Genomic DNA, 14,936 nt, shown 5'->3' on the forward strand with positions numbered 1-14,936 from the left:
TCTTCCCCTATTTCGTATCTGGAGTCTGTACATGGAAAACCTGGACGCGCTGGTCTCTCAAGCACTTGAGGCTGTGCAAAGCGCCGAAGATATCAATGCCCTGGAGCAAATCCGGGTTCACTACCTCGGCAAGAAGGGTGAATTGACTCAGGTGATGAAGACCCTGGGGAATTTGCCGGCTGAAGAGCGTCCGCAGGTTGGCGCGCTCATCAACGTTGCCAAGGAGCGTGTCACAGAGGTTCTCAATGCGCGAAAGGCGTCGCTTGAGGAAGCGGATCTTGCCGCGAAACTCGCTGCCGAATCCATTGACGTAACCTTGCCAGGCCGTGGCCAAACGACAGGCGGTCTGCACCCGGTTACCCGGACTCTGGAACGCATCGAACAGTTCTTCACCCACATCGGCTACGGCATTGCCGAAGGCCCTGAGGTCGAAGACGATTACCACAACTTCGAGGCGCTCAACATCCCAGGCCATCACCCGGCCCGGTCGATGCACGACACCTTCTATTTCAAAGCCAACATGCTGCTGCGCACCCATACCTCGCCGGTACAGGTCCGCACCATGGAAGCGAACAAGCCGCCGATCCGCATTGTCTGTCCAGGCCGTGTGTACCGCAGCGACTCCGATATCACTCACTCTCCGATGTTCCACCAGGTCGAAGGCCTGCTGGTCGACCGCGATATCAACTTCGCCGACCTCAAGGGCACCATCGAAGAGTTCCTGCGCGTGTTCTTTGAAAAAGAACTGGCAGTGCGTTTCCGTCCTTCCTATTTCCCGTTCACCGAGCCATCCGCTGAAGTCGACATGGAATGCGTGATGTGCAGCGGTAAGGGCTGCCGTGTCTGCAAACAGACTGGCTGGCTGGAAGTGATGGGCTGCGGCATGGTTCACCCGAACGTGCTGCGCATGTCCGGTATCGATCCGGAAGAATTCCAGGGTTTTGCTTTCGGCATGGGCGCAGAGCGTCTGGCCATGCTGCGTTACGGCGTCAATGACTTGCGCCTGTTCTTCGACAACGACTTGCGGTTCCTCGCGCAATTTCGCTAGGTCGCCCGTAACGAACTTTTTAGGAGAGCAGGATGAAATTCAGTGAACAGTGGTTGCGCGGCTGGGTAAGCCCGCAAGTGTCCCGTGACGAGTTGGTTGCCCGTCTATCGATGGCAGGTCTGGAGGTCGACAGCGTGACCCCGGCCGCCGGTGTTTTCAGTGGGGTCGTGGTGGGCGAGGTGCTGAGCACCGAACAGCACCCGGATGCAGACAAGTTGCGCGTGTGTCAGGTCAGCAATGGCTCGGAAACCTTTCAGGTGGTCTGCGGCGCGCCCAACGTGCGTCCAGGCCTGAAGATTCCGTTCGCCATGATCGGCGCAGAACTGCCGGGCGACTTCAAGATCAAGAAAGCCAAGCTGCGCGGCGTCGAGTCCAACGGCATGTTGTGCTCTCAGGCCGAACTGCAAGTGGGCGAGGGCAACGACGGTTTGATGGAGTTGCCGGTCGATGCGCCAGTTGGCAAGGATTTCCGTGATTATCTGGAGCTGGATGACGCCAGCATCGAAGTCGACCTGACGCCGAACCGTGGCGACTGCCTGTCCGTTGCAGGTCTGGCTCGCGAAGTCGGTGCGCTGTACGACGCCAAGGTCACTCGCCCGTCAGTGGCGGTCGTTCCTGCCGTGCACGATGAGGTGCGTTCGGTGGAAGTGCTGGCACCGGCTGCCTGCCCGCGTTACCTGGGCCGTGTCATTCGTAATGTCGATCTGTCACGCCCGACCCCGCTGTGGATGGTCGAGCGCCTGCGTCGTTCGGAAGTGCGCAGCATCGACGCCGCCGTCGACATCACCAACTACGTGATGCTCGAATTGGGTCAGCCGCTGCACGCGTTCGACCTCGCCGAGATCAACGGCGGTATCCGCGTCCGCATGGCGGAAGAAGGCGAAAAGCTGGTGTTGCTGGACGGTCAGGAAGTCAGCCTGCGCGCCGATACCCTGGTCATCGCCGACCATCAGCGCGCCCTGGCGATCGCTGGCGTGATGGGCGGCGAGCACAGCGGCGTGAATACCGCGACCACCCGTGACATCTTTCTGGAAAGCGCGTTCTTCGATCAGATCGCGGTCGCCGGCAAGGCTCGGTCCTACGGTCTGCACACCGACGCGTCGCATCGCTACGAGCGTGGCGTTGACTGGCAGCTCGCTCGCGAAGCCATGGAGCGTGCCACTGGCCTGTTGCTGGAAATCACGGGCGGCGAAGCCGGTCCGGTCATCGAAACCGTCAGCGAGCAACATTTGCCGTCGATTGCGCCGGTCATCCTGCGCGCTGAGCGCATCGAGCAAATGCTCGGCATGACCATGGATGCAGCCGAAGTGGAGCGTCTGCTCACTGCGCTCGGCCTGAAAGTCTCCAATGAAACGGCTGGCCAGTGGCGCGTTGAGGTGCCTAGCCACCGTTTCGACATCAGCCTCGAAGTCGACCTGATCGAAGAGCTGGCCCGCCTTTACGGCTACAACCGTTTGCCGGTTCGTTACCCGCAAGCGCGTCTGGCCCCGCAAGCCCGCGCCGAAGCCCGTGGCGATCTGCCTGCGCTACGCCGTCTGCTGGTCGCGCGCGGTTATCAGGAAGCGATCACCTACAGCTTCATCGATCAGAAATGGTTTGAGCTGTTCAATCCGGGTGTTGAGCCATTGTTGCTGGCCAACCCGATCTCCGCCGACATGGCTGCCATGCGCTCGTCGCTGTGGCCCGGCCTGATCAAGGTGCTCCAGCACAACCTCAATCGTCAGCAAGACCGTGTACGCCTGTTCGAAAGCGGCCTGCGTTTTGTCGGTCAGCTGGACGGTTTAAAACAAGAGCCTATGCTGGCAGGTGTGATCTGCGGCAGTCGCTTGCCGGAGGGGTGGGCACAGGGTCGTGAGCTAGTGGACTTCTTCGACGTCAAAGCTGACGTGGAGGCGGTACTGGGCTTCGCGGGCGCACTGGATGATTTCCGTTTCGTACCGGGCAAACATCCTGCACTGCACCCAGGCCAAACTGCCCGCATCGAGCGCGAAGGCCGCGAAGTCGGTTACATCGGCGCACTGCACCCTGAGCTGGTGAAGACGTTGGGTCTGGATCGTCCGGTGTTCGTGTTCGAGCTGGTGCTGGCCGATGTGGTCGAGGGGCGTCTGCCGAAATTCCACGAGTTGTCACGCTTCCCGGAGGTCCGTCGTGACCTGGCGTTGCTGGCGGATCGTGATGTTGCAGCAACTGCGGTAATGGACGTTATTCGTGAAAATGCAGGGGAATGGCTAACAGACCTCAGGCTCTTTGATGTTTATCAGGGTAAAGGCATTGATCCGCATAGAAAAAGCCTTGCAGTTGGCTTGACCTGGCAACATCCATCGCGCACTCTTACTGACGATGAGGTAAACGCTTCGACGCAGCAAATTCTCACCTCGCTAGAGGAAAGGTTAAACGCCACGTTAAGGAAGTAGCGTATGGGGGCTCTGACGAAAGCTGAGATGGCCGAACGTCTGTACGAAGAGCTAGGCCTGAATAAACGAGAAGCCAAGGAACTGGTTGAGCTGTTCTTTGAGGAAATCAGGCACGCTCTGGAAGATAACGAGCAGGTCAAATTGTCCGGATTCGGCAATTTCGACCTGCGAGATAAACGCCAGCGACCGGGTCGAAATCCCAAGACAGGGGAAGAAATTCCGATTACAGCTCGCCGTGTGGTCACCTTTCGCCCAGGGCAGAAACTGAAGGCCCGAGTTGAGGCTTATGCTGGAACCAAGTCATAACGACGAGCTACCGCCTATTCCCGGCAAACGCTACTTCACCATCGGTGAGGTCAGTGAGCTCTGCGCGGTAAAACCGCACGTTCTGCGTTATTGGGAGCAGGAGTTTCCTCAGCTCAACCCGGTCAAGCGCCGCGGGAATCGTCGGTATTATCAGCGACAGGACGTGCTGATGATCCGACAGATCCGCGCGTTGCTGTACGACCAGGGCTTCACCATCGGTGGCGCGCGCCTTCGTATGTCCAGCGATGAGGTCAAGGACGATTCCCTGCAGTACAAGCAATTGATCAAGCAGATGATTGCTGAGTTGGAAGACGTGTTGGTCGTTCTGCGCAAGTAGGCCGATGACTCAAAATACTTCCATCATTCAAATGCTTAGGGTATATTTCTCGACGCTTTCGCAGGAAGACCAATAGATTCACGCCTAGTCGGGGCGTAGCGCAGTCCGGTAGCGCACTAGCATGGGGTGCTAGGGGTCGAGTGTTCGAATCACTCCGTCCCGACCAACTTATTTTTCAATGACTTAGCCCAACCTTCTCAGGTTGGGCTTTTTCATTTCTGGATGCTTGAGGCGGTGCCTAATCCAGATGTTTCCTGCGCACCGGAATACTTCCCCGTTGATACTGCTGATAACCGGTGTACGGAATGACCAGCGTATCTGTAATGCTGGACAGCGCGATGTCGATGACCATCCCGGTGGCTGAAGGTGGTTGTCCATGTCGCTCCGGGCCATTCAGCGTGCAGAAATCGTAGGCCACGCCGCTGTAGGCGCGGGGAATGGTCTGGCAGTGCGAATGCCAGCTGGCGAGTTCGTCGGCCGCATCTTTTTCGTTGGTCAACGTCGCGATCGTGCCGCAGCCGGACATCGATACGGCTATGGCCAGACAGCCTGCAATCCTTGGGTTCATGTGAGACTCCTTATTCAGCCGTAGCGCCGACTCGCGAAAAGTCGCCGGACACCAACGCGCCAATGGCCGGGCGTGCCAGCAGATACCCTTGCATCAGCGAAATGCCCAGCCCCCGGAGCGCCCAATATTCTTCAGGCGTTTCGATCCCTTCGGCGATGACTTCGATGTTCAGGCGTTTCGAAACCAGCACGATCCCTTCAACGATGGCTTTTCTCACCGGGTCAGCGTCGATGCCTCGGGTCAGTGCCATGTCAATTTTCAGCACGTGGGGCTGGAACATGGCCAGGAAGTTCAAGCCTGAATAGCCTGACCCGAAGTCATCGATCGCGGTGGTGAAGCCGTGACGCTCGTACGCCTGGAAAATGGATTTCAAGTGATCGGGATCATCGACGCGTTCGCCTTCGGTCACCTCGAACATCAGCCTGTCCAACGGGAAGTCGAACAGGTGGGCTGCCTCAAGTGTCGCCCGGATGCAAGTCTCGGCCCGGTAGACGGCATTGGGCAGGAAGTTGATGCTGAGCTTGCACCTGGGCTGCTGTAACAGCCCCAGCGTGGCCGCCAGTTCGATGGCTTTGACACGACAGGCCTGATCGAAGCGATAGCGATTGGTGTCATCCACTTTGCTCAAGATGCTCGCAGCCGATTCGCCATTGATGCCGCGAACCAGAGCCTCGTAGGCATACGCTGTCTGGGTGTGAACGTTGAAAATCGGCTGAAAAGCCATGGTGAAGTCGAAGCCCAGGCCTTCGAGGTTGCGGCATTGGGCACAGCCAATCGGTTCGAAAGGCAGGGAAGGATATATCTGAGTCATGCCAACCTTCCGATTGATGTCGCCAGTGATGGCCAATTAATGCACGCATGATCTCTTTTTTCTACCTTCATTTGCGTGTGGCAAGCGTCATCGCTAACTCTTCTTGGAGGTGCACTAAGGGACTCATGGTGGAATCGGAGCGAGTGTGTCTGTAAGCCGGGCGCTATTCGTTGTAGTCTCCGCTCCAATCTTCGATCAAAGGCCCGCCCCGTATGGTCCGCCCGGATTTTTCAGCTGACATTGACGCCGTGCAGGCAATTGGGGCCGTGCCCGTGATCCTGAGCATGGTGAAGCATTTGACCGGGATGCGTTTCGCGGCGGTGGCCCGAGTCACGGACAAGAACTGGGTGGCCTGCGCGGTGGACGACTCCATCGATTTTGGCCTTGAGCCCGGTGGGGAGTTGCGGCTCGAATCCACTATCTGCCACGAAATCCGCCAGCACCGAACCCCGGTTATTTTTGGCCACGCCAGTGCGCATCCGCATTTCTCGTTGCATCACACGCCCCAGACCTATGGGTTGGAGAGCTATGTCTCGATTCCGATCATCACGGGCGACGGCGCGTTTTTTGGGACTCTCTGCGCCATTGATTCACTGCCGGCCAATCTGGAGGAACCCTCCATTCTCAAGACGCTCAGCCTGTTCGCACAGTTGATCGGGATGAGCCTCGATGCCCAGAAAGACCTGGAGGTGACGCAAGCTGCGCTGGCGACCGCCAGGGAACACGAGCGCTTGCGTGATCAATTCGTGGCGGTGCTGGGGCACGACCTGCGCACGCCCTTGAGTGCGATCCGCATGAGCACCGATCTGCTGGAAACCCAGACCACGGAAACGCGTCCGCTGCGGCTCCTGGCTGCCATCCGCCACAGCGCATCGCGCATGGGCATGCTCATCGAGAACGTGCTCGATTTTGCTCGGGGTCGCATGGGCGGCGGGATTCCGGTGAAGCCGCAATGGGTGGATGACCTGGGGCCTGTTCTGGAGCAGGCGCTGAGTGAGGTGCAGCACTCCAACCCGCAGGCACGTATCAGCCACTCGCTCGATCTGCCCACCGGGATCTACTGCGATTCGCTGCGCATCACGCAATTGCTGTCCAATCTCGTGGGCAATGCCGTGACGCATGGGGCGACGGATGCGCCCGTTCGGGTGAAAGCGTGGCAGGAAAGCGGGGACATCGTCATCTTGGTGACCAACCAGGGCCCTCCGATTCCGGTCGCGTTGATGCCGCTACTGTTCGAACCGTTTACGCGCTCGGAGGCCGGGCAGCGCGGGGAAGGGTTGGGGCTGGGCTTATACATCGCAGCGCAGATTGCCCAAGCCCACAGAGGCACCCTGGGGGTGACGTCGACGCTTGCGGCCGGAACTGCTTTTACCGCCCGATTTCCCGCCAGAGTGAAATGAGCGGATTGACGGCCTGTCACGATTCACCCTTCAAAAAATGGCATGAAACAGCCAGAACAGCAGTGCCGAGAGCACCATGGCGGCGGGCAGGGTGAACACCCACGCGAGAATCAGGTTGCGCACAGTCGCCATCTGCAACCCGCTGCCATTGGCCGCCATGGCCCCGGCGACGCCGGAGGAGAGCACATGGGTCGTGGAGACGGGCAGACCGAAGCCGTCCGCCGCGCCGATGGTGGCCATGGTCACCAGTTCGGCACTGGCGCCCTGGGCATAAGTCAGGTGCGCCTTGCCGATCTTTTCGCCCACGGTGATGACGATCCGGCGCCAGCCCACGAGCGTGCCCAACCCCAGGGCGATGGCCACGGCGATCTTCACCCAGAACGGAATGAAGCGCGTGGCCGCGTCGATCTGGCGTTTGAATTCCGCGACGTTGGTGCGGGTGCCCGCAGAGAAATTATCGAGGTGCTGAGTGCCGAGTAGCCGAATGCTCTCCGAGGTCAGGAACATGTCGTTGCGCACGTTGGTCATGGCCTGTGCTGGCACCTTGGCGAGGGTGCCGTAGTTCTTCACCTCGTCGGCGATGATTCCGGTCACGGCCGCCAGCGCAGGCACGGTGTCGTCGCTGGCTTTTCGGGTGCGGACGTATTCCATTAACACCGTGCGCGGGTCATTCACTTGACGCCCTTTGGCTTCGGTCGTCAGCCCTTGATGGGTGACCTGCGCAACCGCCACGAACTGAATCGTCTGGGTGACCGGCACGGCGCGGTCCAAGGCATAAGCCATGGGCAGTGTGCCCACCAGAATCAGCATGATCAGCCCCATGCCTTTCTGGCCGTCGTTAGAGCCGTGGGCGAAGGACACGCCGCTGCACGTCAGGATCAACAACCCGCGAATCCACGGTGGCGGCGGATTCTGGCCCTTCGGCTCCTGGTACAGCGCTTTCTGTTTGACCAGCAGCCTCAGTAACAGCAGTAACCCTGCCGCGCAGACGAAGCCCACCAGCGGAGACAGCAACAGCGCGTAGGCCACTTTAGACACTTGTGACCAGTCGACGCTGTCCGCGGCCGACCGGCCTTGCAGCCAGGCATTGGCCAGGCCGACGCCAAGGATCGAACCGATCAGCGTGTGCGATGAAGACGCCGGCAGCCCGAGCCACCAAGTGCCCAGGTTCCAGACGATGGCGGCGATCAGCAGCGCGAAGATCATGGCGAAACCGTTTGCGGAGCCCACCTGGAGGATCATGTCCACTGGCAGCAACGCGATGATGCTGAACGCAACGGCCCCGCTTGACGCCAGCACCCCGCTGAAGTTGCAGAGGCCCGACCACACCACCGCAATGTTGGCCGGGAGCGAATGGGTGTAGATCACCGTGGCCACGGCGTTGGCCGTGTCGTGAAAGCCGTTGACGAACTCGAAGCCCAGCGCGATGACCAGTGCCAGACACAGCAGGCCGTACGGCAGCCAGGTCGTGGCCACGGCGCCAGCCTCGTCAACGTCTTGCACGATGCCCCAGCCGCTGACGAGGACGCCGACGATCAGCAGGCCGATGAACAGCGCGAGGCTTCGGGGGCTCAGCGCGTGATCGAGTTTTGGGCGGGAGAGGTGGGCGTTGTCGGGGGTGGCTGAAGTGTTCACGTTCTTGTCTCAGCTCGGAGTGAGCTTTCAACCTAGTCAGGGCAGATGACGCTTTTCTTACCTGGGACGCAATCAGGGCCGATACGTCGGGCCTTTAGACTAACGGCCTGAAACGCCACTCAAACGACCCTGTTTTCGCCCCCTTCTCGTACAACGGCGTGCCATCGGACGTCGTGTTCCTGGTCGCGGCCGGTGGGGTGATGCTTCGTGGCCACATTTCTGACAGACTGGATTTCACACTGCCGAACAGGGAGGGGGCTGCACGGCACGCTTTCCTCACGTTCACGCTGAACCCGCCCGCAGAACGTCTGTGCGGCGTTCATGAGGAAGCCCGTTTGCCTACTGATCTCGTCGGTCCCGACCGTAATGACCGTTTGTCCCACGTGTTGAATGCCAGCGAACGGCTGGCGCTGGCCGGTTCAGTGGACGAAGTTGTCGCCGTGCTCCGCGACACGGCGCGCGCGGCGGTCGGGGCAGAAGGCGTCGCGATCGTCATCGAGACGGGCGGCTTCTGTTCCTATGTGGCGGAGGACGCGGTCTCGCCACTCTGGCAAGGCCAGACGTTTCCTGCGGACCACTGCGTTTCGGGCTGGGCGATGCGCCATAACGCGACCGTCGCGATTCCTGATGTCCGGCTGGATTCCCGTGTCCCCCAAGACGCCTATGCGGCGACTTTTGTGCGCAGTCTCGTCATGGTGCCCATCGGTCGCCCTGTTCCAGTCGCCGCGCTCGGGGCCTATTGGGCTGAAGTCGGGGATCATGATCAGGACACGCTCAAGCGTCTGGAAAGCCTCGCGCGTCTGGCGACGATCGCCATCGAGAATGCGCGCCTGACCCAAGCGCGCAATCGTGCGGCAGCACTGGGCGCCGCTCAGAACCGCATTCTGGAGCTGGCCGTCGCGCAGACGCCGCTTGCGTTTTCACTGGACGCTATCGTCCGCGAGGTGGAAGCGCTGTCCCCGTCCCGTTTTCTCGGCAGCATTGTGCTGTTGGACGACGACGGCCGGCGTCTCCAGTCCTGCTCCGGCCCGAGCCTGCCCGCTGCTTATAGGGACGCCATCGCTGGCGTCAGTGCCGATCCGCTCTGGTTCACGTGCCGGGAGCGGGCCATCGAACAGGGTCTGCACCTGTGTTGGTCAATCCCGATCCGTTCGGCGCAGGGTGTCACGCTGGGCGCGTTTGTGCTGTATCACCCCGAGCGCCGCGATCCGTTGTTGGCGGATATCGAGATCGTCGATTTCGTGGTTCAGACGGTCGGGCTGGTCGTGCACCGGGCGCGGACGGATGCTTCGATACGGATCAGCGAGGAGCGTTTGCGCCTGGCCGTGGCCCACGCAGACGTGGGTTTCTGGGATGTGGATTTCGTGCAGAACACCTTGGTATGGCCCGCACAGACGAAGGCCATGTTTGGTATTTCGGCGGACGTGCCGGTCACGCTGCAGGATTTTTACGACGGTTTGCACCCCGAGGACCGTGACGCAACGATTGAGGCATTTAGCGCCGCCATCGACCCTGAGCATCGCGCGCTCTATGACGTTGACTACCGTACGGTGGGCCGTGAGGACGGCATCGTGCGTTGGGTGGCGGCCAAGGGACGGGGCGTGTTCGACACCACGGGTCGCTGTTTGCGGGTGACCGGTACGGCGATGGAAATCACGGCCCGCAAGGCGACCGAGGACGCCCTTCGAGAACTCAACGCCACGCTGGAAGGGCGGGTGGCCCAAGCCATCGCCGAACGGGAAGAGGTTCAAAAGGCCCTGCGGCAGAGCCAGAAAATGGAAGCCATGGGGCAGTTGACCGGCGGCGTCGCCCACGACTTCAACAACCTGCTGACTCCGATCGTCGGTACGCTCGACCTGCTTCAACGCCGGGGCGTGGGCGGCGAGCGGGAGCAACGGCTGATCTCAGGCGCCATGCAGTCCGCCGAGCGGGCGAAGACGCTCGTCCAGCGGCTGCTGGCGTTCGCCCGCCGTCAGCCGCTGCAACCGGTGCCCGTCGATGTGGCGAAGCTGGTGAGTGACATGGGTGATCTGGTGGCCAGCACCACCGGGCCGCAAATCAAGGTGGTTGTCGATGCACCTGACCATCTCCCGGCCGCCATCGCCGACCTCAATCAGCTCGAAATGGCACTGCTCAACCTCTCTGTCAACGCGCGGGACGCGATGCTGGAAGGCGGCACCTTGCGCATTTCGGCCACCATGGAGGCAGTGGGCGTCGACCACCGCTCCAGGCTTCCCGCTGGCGAATACTTGTGTCTGTCGGTGGCCGACACCGGCGTCGGTATGGACCCCGCGACACTCGCCCTCGCGGTCGAGCCGTTCTTTTCCACCAAGGGCGTCGGCAAAGGGACGGGCCTGGGGCTCTCGATGGTGCACGGCCTGGCGTCGCAGTTGAACGGCGCCCTCACGATCCAGAGTTCGCCCGGCCTTGGCACGAACGTGGAGCTGTGGCTTCCGCGCAGCATGACCGTACCTGCGGCGGTACTCCGCATGGCGGAGGCGCCGGAGCCGCCATTGACGCGCGGGGTTGCGCTGCTGGTCGATGATGAAGAACTGGTTCGCGCCAGCACGTCCTATATGTTGGCCGAACTGGGCTATTGCGTGATCGAAGCCGCGTCAGGAGAAGAGGCCATGGAGCTGATGAAGGGCGGGGAGTCGTTTGACCTGCTCGTCACGGACCACCTCATGCCCGGTATCAGCGGGACCGACTTGGCGAAGGTGGTTCGGGACTCCCGGCCGGGGACGCCGATTCTGCTCGTCTCCGGCTACGCGGAACGTGAGGGCCTCGACCCAGATCTGCCTCGTCTCACCAAGCCCTTCCGCAAAAACGAGCTGGCGGAGAGTCTGGTGCACCTTGGTCGTGGGGCTTGAAACCGCCAAACGCCCACTCCGGACCGACCAAAGACGTGCGCGCGCCGGCGATCTTTGTGCGATTCGGCGCGGGATTTTACCAGCATCGACCTCCACGCTGGCGGGTGCGACCAGACCTGCTCACCACTCACTGGCCGCCTGCGAATGCGCCATCGCCTACTATCCTGCTGGCATCTCGCGAAGGGGGCAGCCCGAAGGCTTTCGCGTAATCCCGGCTGAACTGTGTCGCGCTTTCATAACCCACTTCGAACGCTGCCGACATGACACTTTTTGCACTGGCAACCATGAGCATTCGGGCTTGAAGCAGGCGCACACGTTTCTGATATTGCAACGGGCTCAAATTGGTCACGGCCTTGAAATGGCGGTGGAATGCCGAGACGCTCATCGAGGCTCGCTCAGCCAGGTGTTCGACGCGGATGGGTTGGGCGAAATCGCGACGAATCCGCTGGACTGCCAGGTTCACGCGGGCCATCGCGCTGTCCGGTGCGGCGATTTCCCGAAGCATCCAGCCAAGCGGGCCTTGAAGCACGCGGAAAATAATCTCTCGTTCGTAGACTGGCGCGAGGGCTGCGATGGCTGGCGGGTCACCCATTAACCTGAGCATTCGCACCCAGGCGTCCGTGAGATCGCAGGTCATGGGGGCGACTGAAAAACCGGGATTCGTTTCGGCTCGAAGCGCAGGTTCGGGCAGGTCAGCGAACAGTGTGGACAATACAGTGAGATCGAGTGTCAAGCTGACCGCGAGGTAGGGCTCGCCGGTGGCAGCCGGGTGCACCGAACCCACGGCAGGCAAATCGATGGACATGACGAAGTAGGTGGCGGGGTCATAGCGCAGCGTCCGGTCACCCACTGTCATGGTCTTGCTGCCTTGCAAAATCACATTGATCATCGGGTCGTACACCGCTGCCAGCAGGTGCTCGGGAACTGCTCCCTTGACCATGGCCACGCGAGGGATGCCGGTGTCGGTTCGCCGGTTTTCAGCTTGGGCCGCGAGTGACCTGAGTTCGTTCAGTGAGTTGTCCATGACCGGCATGCTGAGGGGTGACGGCCGTACCCCGCAAGTGAAAAGCCGAAACAGGCAGGTTTTGAGCAGGAACAGGTGCGTTCCTTATCCGGACGATCAAGACGGAGGGACCGCATTCTTTAAAGTTGATCATGAGCCCGGCTAATGCCTTCACTGAATTCAATTCGTTTTTATTCATGCAGGGTCCCCGCCTAAACTTCGTACAGCTTTTCACTGCAGGCACTGTTAATCCAGCCGGGTGAAAGAACGGAACGACAGCCATTCCTGATAAAGACAAACAGCCTATTCAGGTCTGGCTAAAAAACAGGGTGTCGGATCAACATGAGCACAGCATTTGAATTTGCGATCAAGCGCATTAGTTTTGATGAGCATTATATTCCGTCAGACACGACGCGCATCACAACCAACTTCGCAAACCTCGCCAGAGGAGAACGTCGGCAGGAGAATTTGCGCAACACCTTGAAGATGATTGATAACCGCTTCAATGCCTTGGCGCACTGGGACAACCCTGCCGCTGATCGTTACACGGTCGAGTTGGACATCATCTCTGTTGAAGTGAGCATCCATGGTGAAGACGGTGACCACGCCATCCCCATGATTGAGGTGTTGAAAACGATCATTATCGATCGAACAACGAACGAGCGCCTGAATGGCATCGTCGGGAACAATTTCTCTTCTTACGTTCGAGATTACGACTTTAGCGTGCGGTTGACAGAGCACAACAAGAACCGATCCGGGTTCAGCACGCCCGAGGACTTTGGAGAGCTGCACGGCAAACTCTTCAAGTGCTTCGTTAATTCAAGCGCTTACAAAGCGCATTTCGACAAGTCCCCCGTCATCTGCTTGAGCGTCTCCAGCGCCAGGACTTACCACCGCACCGAGAATCAACATCCGGTGCTGGGCTTTGAATACCAGCAGGATGACGACTCGTTGACCGATGAGTATTTCAAAAAGATGGGCTTGAACGTTCGTTATTTCATGCCCCCTAATAGCGCAGCGCCGTTGGCCTTTTATTTCTCAGGAGATTTGTTGACTGATTACACCGCCCTTGAGCTGATTGGCACGGTCAGCACGATGGACACTTTTCAGAAGATCTATCGGCCTGAGATTTATAACGCGAACTCCGCCGCAGGAAAGTCGTATCAGCCCAGCTTGAAGCACGAGGACTATTCATTGACCCGAATTGTGTATGACCGCGAAGAGCGTAGTCAGTTGGCCATCGAGCAAGGAAAGTTTGCCGAAGAGCACTTTATCAAGCCCTACCAGACCGCTCTTAAACAGTGGTCCGTTAGCTGCGCGCTTTGATTCATTAATACACAAGGTCTTTTTTCATGAAAAAATTGTTGCCCACGTCGACGGCTGGCAGCTTGCCTAAGCCTTCCTGGCTCGCACAACCGGAGACGCTTTGGTCACCCTGGAAGTTGCAGGAAGGCGAATTGATTGAAGGCAAGCAAGACGCGCTATTGCTTGCACTTCAAGAACAACAAAGGGCGGGCATCGATATCGTCAGCGATGGCGAACAAACCCGCCAGCATTTCGTCACGACCTTCATCGAGCACCTTGATGGCGTTGATTTCGAAAAGCGCGAAACCGTCAGGATTCGTGACCGTTATGACGCGAGCGTGCCGACGGTGGTCGGGGCAGTCGCTCGCCAAAAGCCGGTGTTCGTTGAAGATGCCAAATTCTTGCGCCAGCAGACCGATCAGCCGATCAAGTGGGCGCTGCCAGGCCCGATGACGATGATCGACACCCTCTACGATGCCCACTATAAAAGCCGGGAAAAACTGGCCTGGGAATTTGCCAGGATTCTCAATCAGGAAGCCAGGGAGCTGGAGGCCGCGGGGGTCGACATCATTCAATTCGATGAGCCTGCCTTTAACGTGTTTTTCGATGAGGTGAACGACTGGGGCGTGGCGACCCTGGAGCGGGCCATTGAAGGGCTGAAATGCGAAACGGCGGTGCACATCTGCTACGGCTACGGCATCAAGGCGAACACCGACTGGAAGAAAACCCTGGGTTCCGAATGGCGACAGTACGAAGACGCCTTTCCCAAGCTGCAGAAATCCAGCATCGACATCGTCTCCCTGGAGTGCCACAACTCCCACGTCCCCATGGACCTGATCGAACTCATCCGGGGTAAAAAGGTGATGGTAGGGGCCATCGATGTGGCCAACCACGCGATCGAAACGCCGGAAGACGTCGCCAATACCTTGAGAAAGGCGCTTCAGTTCGTGGATGCTGACAAACTCTACCCCTGCACAAATTGCGGTATGGCGCCATTGCCGCGACGAATCGCCAGCGGCAAGTTGAAGGCGCTGAGTGCGGGCGCAGACATCGTTCGCAGAGAACTGTTGGACGCGCGTTGAATCGCGTTCGTCATTGGAAAGCCTGAAGTCAGCCTGTTGAACGGGCGGCTTCAGGTGTGCGCCGACACGCTTCAGGATTTGCCATGTCATTCCCCGGTACGGCGATTGAGCCATTGAGCTTTCGCGAAGCGCTTGGGGATTACCAATCGGGCTTTGC

The 14,936-nt window shown here is 59.6% G+C and carries 12 protein-coding genes and 1 tRNA gene; 9 read left to right on the plus strand and 4 right to left on the minus strand.

Going from position 1 to position 14,936, the window contains the following annotated elements; all coding sequences use genetic code 11:
• The first annotated feature begins 31 nt into the window (after window positions 1-31).
• From pheS to ACIQAL_RS04745, 5 genes are all read left to right on the plus strand, one after another.
• Window positions 32-1,048 carry a phenylalanine--tRNA ligase subunit alpha gene (gene pheS, locus ACIQAL_RS04725; RefSeq protein ID WP_401142992.1) on the plus strand — a complete coding sequence of 339 codons (1,017 nt, stop codon included), beginning with the start codon at window positions 32-34 and terminating at the stop codon, window positions 1,046-1,048.
• Window positions 1,049-1,080: 32 nt separating this feature from the next.
• Entirely contained in the window at window positions 1,081-3,462 is a 2,382-nt protein-coding gene (gene pheT / locus ACIQAL_RS04730; RefSeq protein ID WP_401142995.1) for a phenylalanine--tRNA ligase subunit beta, read from the plus strand.
• 3 nt (window positions 3,463-3,465) lie between these two features.
• Window positions 3,466-3,768, plus strand: a complete 303-nt coding sequence (gene ihfA / locus ACIQAL_RS04735; RefSeq protein ID WP_002553164.1) for an integration host factor subunit alpha — start codon at window positions 3,466-3,468, stop codon at window positions 3,766-3,768.
• On the plus strand, window positions 3,749-4,105 hold the full coding sequence (locus tag ACIQAL_RS04740; protein ID WP_081566855.1) for a MerR family transcriptional regulator: 357 nt from the start codon (window positions 3,749-3,751) through the stop codon (window positions 4,103-4,105). The genes ihfA and ACIQAL_RS04740 overlap by 20 nt, the downstream gene beginning before the upstream one ends.
• A gap of 89 nt (window positions 4,106-4,194) precedes the next feature.
• Window positions 4,195-4,271, plus strand: a tRNA-Pro gene (locus ACIQAL_RS04745).
• A gap of 72 nt (window positions 4,272-4,343) precedes the next feature.
• On the opposite strand, the gene ACIQAL_RS04750 is transcribed toward ACIQAL_RS04745, so the two are convergent.
• Together ACIQAL_RS04750 and ACIQAL_RS04755 are read right to left on the minus strand one after the other, a co-directional pair.
• Complete coding sequence (locus tag ACIQAL_RS04750; protein WP_401142999.1) at window positions 4,344-4,673, minus strand: YceK/YidQ family lipoprotein; 330 nt, start codon at window positions 4,671-4,673, stop codon at window positions 4,344-4,346.
• 10 nt (window positions 4,674-4,683) lie between these two features.
• Window positions 4,684-5,484 (minus strand): EAL domain-containing protein, encoded by an 801-nt coding sequence (locus ACIQAL_RS04755; protein ID WP_401143001.1) that lies wholly within the window; start codon window positions 5,482-5,484, stop codon window positions 4,684-4,686.
• Between the two features lie 212 nt (window positions 5,485-5,696).
• On the opposite strand from ACIQAL_RS04755, the gene ACIQAL_RS04760 reads away from it, so the two are divergent.
• Window positions 5,697-6,884 carry an ATP-binding protein gene (locus ACIQAL_RS04760; protein ID WP_401143003.1) on the plus strand — a complete coding sequence of 396 codons (1,188 nt, stop codon included), beginning with the start codon at window positions 5,697-5,699 and terminating at the stop codon, window positions 6,882-6,884.
• A 30-nt stretch (window positions 6,885-6,914) separates the two neighbouring features.
• On the opposite strand, the gene ACIQAL_RS04765 is transcribed toward ACIQAL_RS04760, so the two are convergent.
• On the minus strand, window positions 6,915-8,519 hold the full coding sequence (locus ACIQAL_RS04765; protein ID WP_401143006.1) for an inorganic phosphate transporter: 1,605 nt from the start codon (window positions 8,517-8,519) through the stop codon (window positions 6,915-6,917).
• A 335-nt stretch (window positions 8,520-8,854) separates the two neighbouring features.
• On the opposite strand from ACIQAL_RS04765, the gene ACIQAL_RS04770 reads away from it, so the two are divergent.
• Window positions 8,855-11,389, plus strand: a complete 2,535-nt coding sequence (locus ACIQAL_RS04770; RefSeq protein WP_401143008.1) for an ATP-binding protein — start codon at window positions 8,855-8,857, stop codon at window positions 11,387-11,389.
• Between the two features lie 127 nt (window positions 11,390-11,516).
• Here the strand turns inward: ACIQAL_RS04770 and ACIQAL_RS04775 are convergent, their stop codons facing one another.
• Window positions 11,517-12,413 (minus strand): AraC family transcriptional regulator N-terminal domain-containing protein, encoded by an 897-nt coding sequence (locus ACIQAL_RS04775; protein ID WP_401143010.1) that lies wholly within the window; start codon window positions 12,411-12,413, stop codon window positions 11,517-11,519.
• Between the two features lie 321 nt (window positions 12,414-12,734).
• On the opposite strand from ACIQAL_RS04775, the gene ACIQAL_RS04780 reads away from it, so the two are divergent.
• Together ACIQAL_RS04780 and ACIQAL_RS04785 are read left to right on the plus strand one after the other, a co-directional pair.
• Window positions 12,735-13,718, plus strand: a complete 984-nt coding sequence (locus ACIQAL_RS04780) for a DUF1852 domain-containing protein (protein ID WP_401143012.1) — start codon at window positions 12,735-12,737, stop codon at window positions 13,716-13,718.
• Between the two features lie 26 nt (window positions 13,719-13,744).
• Window positions 13,745-14,779 (plus strand): methionine synthase, encoded by a 1,035-nt coding sequence (locus tag ACIQAL_RS04785; protein ID WP_401143014.1) that lies wholly within the window; start codon window positions 13,745-13,747, stop codon window positions 14,777-14,779.
• Window positions 14,780-14,936 lie beyond the last annotated feature (157 nt).

The organism is Pseudomonas sp. NPDC088368, from assembly GCF_044753445.1.
Taxonomy (GTDB): domain Bacteria; phylum Pseudomonadota; class Gammaproteobacteria; order Pseudomonadales; family Pseudomonadaceae; genus Aquipseudomonas; species Aquipseudomonas bambusae.